General features: G+C 60.1%; 3 protein-coding genes. All 3 read left to right on the top strand.

Annotation, left to right across the window (positions count from 1 at the left end; all coding sequences use genetic code 11):
• Positions 1-399: 399 nt before the first annotated feature.
• Positions 400-1890 carry a PAS domain-containing sensor histidine kinase gene (locus LQ952_RS15275; protein ID WP_238623479.1) on the top strand — a complete coding sequence of 497 codons (1491 nt, stop codon included), beginning with the start codon at positions 400-402 and terminating at the stop codon, positions 1888-1890.
• Positions 1887-2300 carry a response regulator gene (locus tag LQ952_RS15280; RefSeq protein ID WP_238623480.1) on the top strand — a complete coding sequence of 138 codons (414 nt, stop codon included), beginning with the start codon at positions 1887-1889 and terminating at the stop codon, positions 2298-2300. The genes LQ952_RS15275 and LQ952_RS15280 overlap by 4 nt, the downstream gene beginning before the upstream one ends.
• Positions 2301-2302: 2 nt before the next feature.
• The coding region (locus tag LQ952_RS15285) for an EAL domain-containing protein (protein ID WP_238623481.1) at positions 2303-5412 on the top strand (3110 nt) is incomplete at its 3' end.

Consider the following 5412-nt stretch of genomic DNA (forward strand, 5'->3'; position numbering starts at 1 on the left):
GGCCGGTGTACTCTGAACTCGCGCTGGTAAGCTCTTCTCGTCGCACACACGACGACGCCTCGTCGGTTGGATTCAGCGGATACTCCCTTGAAGCGGCCGAGATCATCGAGAACCTGAAATAACACTCGGTAAACCGCGGAGTTGCCGTTCAGCCCGATCCCGCAGCCCACCAGCAGAGCTGGCACGAAGGGTCACCAAGCCGACGATGGCGCCGTTACAAGCGCCTTACCTGACTATTTTAGTCGGTTTTAATCCGGGATGCCTGTTATACTCAAATGGAGCCTATTGAATATGCTGTCACTGGAGGGCGTGTCCAATCGGCACCACATCTAAGAGATCACCATCGATCAAAATCTTTGACAATTGTGGTGCGGGAGGCCGAATAGAGGAGTGACTGCTGTGCCTGCCGCCCCCGATTGCCACTGGATGTCCGATCTCTGCGATGCGTTGATGTTGCTCGACGGTGAGGGCACCGTACACCGCTGGAGTGACGGGGCTGAGTTCATGTTCGGTTATACGGGCGCCGAAGCCGTAGACGCGTCGATGGACGAACTGGTGGTGATTCAGGATCGCAGGGACGAACAGCGTCGTTTTATCGCGGATACCCTCTTGCGCGGTCACGACACTTTCGAGACGCTCAGGCGCAGAAAGGACGGCACCCTCATTTACGTGGACATCACCGGCAAGGTGGTGAATCCATCCACGACGCCAACGGAACAGCGGCTACTGTTCTCGGAGAAGGACGTGACCTCGCTCAAGGTCGAGCGTGACAGCAAGACGCTCGAGGCCCGTTTCCGCGAACTGCTCGAGTCGACCCCAGACGGCATCGTCATCGTCAATCCCACCGGGCACATCCTCATTGCCAACAGTCAAGCCGAGCGCCTGTTCGCTTACGGACCCGGTGAGATGCGCGCCACAGTCGTGGAACGACTGCTCCCTGAGCGTTTTCGCGCCGCGCACAAAGGGCATCGCGCGCATTATTTCGCGCAGCCGCGCACACGCTCCATGGGGGCAGGCCTGGAACTCTACGGCTTGCGCAAGGACGGGACCGAGTTTCCCGTCGAGATCAGCCTGAGTCCGATCAGAACGGAAGAGACGCCGCTGGTGATGAGCGCCATTCGTGATGTGAGCGAACGCAAGCTTTTTGAACAGGCACTGCGGGAGAAGAATATCGAACTGGAAAAGGCCAACCTGGCGAAGGACCGTTTTCTTGCCAGCATGAGCCACGAACTGCGCACGCCACTCAATGCGGTGATCGGATTCACCGGAACGCTGCTGATGAAATTGCCGGGTGATTTGAACGACGAACAGACCCATCAACTGGAGATCGTGCGCAGCAACGCCATGCATTTACTCTCCCTGATCAATGACTTGTTGCACTTGGCCAAGATCGAGGCGGGCAAGATCGAACTGAACCGCGAACCAACGGACTGCTGCACTCTGCTGAATGAAGTCGCCGCATCCCTTGAGCCCCAAGCCCTGGCAAAGGGACTGGCGTTGATCATTGATGTGCCACCCGGGCGCGTGGTTGTTGACACCGACCGGCGCGCACTCAACCAGATCTTGCTGAATCTGGCCAACAATGCGATCAAGTTTACCGCTGCGGGCCACGTGCGCCTTGAACTGTTGGCCCATGAATCGGGTGCACGGCGCGGGATCCAATTTGCCGTCGAGGACACCGGTCCAGGCATGAGCGAAGACGAACAGGCGGCGTTGTTCGGCGCATTCGTGCAGGGGCAGGCCGCAAAGCACAAAGGGGTCGAAGGAACCGGACTCGGTCTGCACCTGAGTCGCAAGCTGGCTGAACTGCTCGGGGGCCAGCTGAACTGTCATAGCATTCCCGATCAGGGGAGCCGATTCGTCCTCAGCCTGTGGGAGGCTTCACCATGAGCGCTCGAATCCTCATCGCCGAAGACCACCCCGCCAGCCTCGAGCTGATGTCCTATCTGCTACGCGCCCACGGCTACGATATCCTGCCCGCCGAGAATGGCGAGATCGCGCTGGCGCTCGCGCACAGTGAGCGCCCGGACCTGATCCTCTGCGACCTTCAAATGCCCGCAAAGACCGGGTTTGAGGTCGCAGAGGCCGTCAAGAGTGACCCTCGGACGAAGGACATTCCGCTGATTGCGGTCACCGCCTTCTCGATGTTGGGTGACCGCGAAAAGGTCCTGGCTGCCGGATTCGACGATTATTTCTCCAAACCCATCGATGCCACCTGCTTCGTGCGAGACCTCGAACAGCATCTTCCACCCTCCCTACTCGCCACTCGCCTGCCTCGCGCGACGCGCAATGGAACCTAGTCATGGCCAAGATTACCGTCGTTGATGACGTCGCGGTCAACCGAGAGCTACTCACCACCATCCTGCACGCGCAGGGTCACTGCATTTCCGAAGCCGACAATGGCGCGACCGCCTTGCAGGTGGTGCGCGACGAGCGACCGGATCTGATCATTTGCGACATTCTGATGCCGGACGTCGATGGTTTCGAATTCGTGCGCCGCCTGCGTACGGAGGCCAACGTCGCACACATCCCGGTCATTTTCTGCACGGCGCATTTCCTCGAACCGGAGGCACGGCAACTGGCCGACGTCTGTGGTGTGAGCAAAGTATTGATCAAACCAATCGACCCTCAGGAACTGATTCGCGTCGTCACGGCGATCATTGAAGAAGGGCCGCAAGAGGCACCGCAAGCGCCGTTGCCGGGCCGTGATTTCGACCGCCAGCACCTCCACCTCGTCAGCAGCAAACTGTCCGAGAAGGTCGACGAGTTGCAGATCGCCCACGACCGCCTGGCCGCACTGGTCGAGCTTAACCTACAACTGGCGTCCGAGCACGACAGGACGCGTTTGCTGGCACATGCATGCAGTGGTGCGCGGGCATTGACGGGTGCGGAATACTGCACGATTGCCGTGCAGCAGTCCCATGACATGCCGGTCCATATCAGTCACAGCGGAATCGACCCGGACGTCCTGGCGACCATCGACCCGGTGAGCGTGGATCACGGGGAGCTCGGTCGGGTCTATCGCGATGATCAGGTGCTCAAGACGCGTGTTGCCCAAGGGCAGGACTTTGACAGCGGTCTTCCGGCCGGCTACCCCGCACTGCGCGAATTGCTTGCGGCATCGGTCAAGTCGCCATCCGCCCGGTATGGCTGGGTGGTGCTCAGCAATTCACAAGACCGTGGCGGATTCGCTCAGGCGGATGTCGAACTGATCAAGATCCTCGGCGCGCAGACCGGGCGCATGTACGAGAACGGGTGCCTGTTCACGAGAATGCAGCAATATGCCGACGAACTCCAGGCCGGAATCATTGAGCGCGAGCGCGCTCGGCAAAGCCTTGCTGCCCAGTGTGAGGTCGCCAGGATACTCAACCAGACCACCCGCCTTGAAGACGCCGCACCGCGGATCCTCAGGGCGATATGCATCGAGCTCGGGTTTTCGGCTGCCACCTTGTGGTCCGTCGATCTTCGGGATCACGTACTCAAGTGCGTCGACGTTCACTGCGAATCGGACGAGCAGTGCGGCGATTTTGTCGCACAGTCGCGAGCCATGACACTGGCTCCGGGCATGGGCTTCCCGGGCACAGCCTGGGCAAGCGGATCACCGCACTGGTCCCAGGATCTTGAGGCAAGTACGGGTTTCGTGAGGGGACAAGCCGCACGCGATGCAGACCTTGTCTCCGGTGGTGCGGTCCCGATCATGGTCGGCGGTGCGGTGATCGGCGTGCTCGACGTGTTCAGTCGCGACCACCTTGAGCTGGATGTGCGCTTGGCCGACACCCTGGTGACGCTGGGCACCCAGATAGGCCAGTTTTTTGAACGCACTACCCAACATAGAAGAATTCTGCGGCTCACGCGCGTTTATGCAGTGCTGAGCGGTATCAATTCGGCAATCGTGCGCATTCACGATCGCGCGCAGTTGTTCAAGGAAGCCTGTCGCATCTCCGTCAACGAGGGTCAGTTCGGAATCGCTTGGATCGGTGATGTGGATCAGGCAACCGGGGAGGTGATTCCGGTGGCATGGGCGGGCGTGGATGACGCAATCGGTGCGGACAGGCTCTCGTTCCGACACGACGTCGCGGCCGGACAGGGCGCGGTGGGAGAGGCCCTGCGCACTGGGCAACCCTGTTTCATTGATGACCTGATCGCGCATCAACCGGTTGGCAAGCGACGTGAGGAGGCGCTGCGGCGTGGTTACCAGTCCTTGGTTGCACTCCCTTTGGTGGTTGGGGAAAAGGTGGTTGGCGTCATGGTCCTCTACGCCCATGAACGTGCGTTTTTCACCGATGAGGAACGCGCACTGCTGGAAGAGCTTTCCAATGATGTGTCGTTTGCGCTGGAATACATCGGCAAACAAAACCTCATTTCCTACCTGGCATACTACGACGCATTGACCGGTCTTCCGAATCGGGCACACCTGACCGACCGGCTCGGCGTGGCGCTGCAGGCGGTTCGTCACCATCCGGATGAGCGGATCGCTGTCGTGCTGTGGGACCTGAACCGTTTCAGTCGTATCAATGATACCTTTGGACGCCAAGTTGGAGACAATGTGTTGCGGGAAATGGCGCGGCGTCTCGCTCAGGCCTGGCCGGACAGGAGCGATGTAGCACGCATCACGTCCGACCAGTTCGCTGCCGTCATCAGCGGTCGGCATGAACTGGGCGACATTGCACGATTGATAGAGGGCACCGCCAGCGATGTGCTCGCACCACCGATGGCGGTCGGTGGACACGAACTGCGCATCGACGCGTCGGCCGGAATCGCCGTCAGCAATGGCATCGCCGACGCCGATGTGCTGATCCGCAACGCCGAGGCCGCGCTGCGTAAGGCGAAACGATCCGGAGCAAGGTATCTGTTCTACGACCCGGAAATGAACGCCCTGATCGCCGGCACGCTCATGCTCGAAAACAAGCTGCGGCTGGCACTCGAACGCGACGAATTCGTGCTTCACTATCAGCCCAAGATCAACAGCATGACCGGACGGGTGACAGGACTGGAGGCGCTCATCCGCTGGCATGATCCCGAGAATGGCATGGTGCCACCTGGGAGCTTCATCCCGCTGCTCGAGGAAACCGGGATGATTATTCAGGTCGGTACCTGGGTGATTCACCAGGCGCTTGCCGATGCCCGCCGCTGGCAGGCCGAGGGCGTCAGGCCGCCACGTATCGCTGTCAATGTTTCGCCATTGCAGCTGCAGCAGACCGACTTTGTCGACCGGGTCGAGCACGCGCTGAGCGCCGCCGGACGTGAGCACCCGGGACTCGATCTGGAGATCACGGAGAGTCTGATCATGACGGACATGGAGGGTACGATACGGAAGCTCTCGGACATCCAGCGCATGGGTGTCGAGATTGCGATTGATGACTTCGGCACCGGCTATTCGTCATTCGGATACCTGGCAAGACTACCGATCAA

This window comes from Ectothiorhodospira lacustris (genome assembly GCF_022227785.1).
Lineage (GTDB): Bacteria > Pseudomonadota > Gammaproteobacteria > Ectothiorhodospirales > Ectothiorhodospiraceae > Ectothiorhodospira > Ectothiorhodospira lacustris.

Coding starts and splice junctions, on each gene's coding strand:
- LQ952_RS15280 (WP_238623480.1), top strand. CDS start 1,887: ATGAGCGCTCGAATCCTCATCGCCGAAGACCACCCCGCCAGCCTCGAG.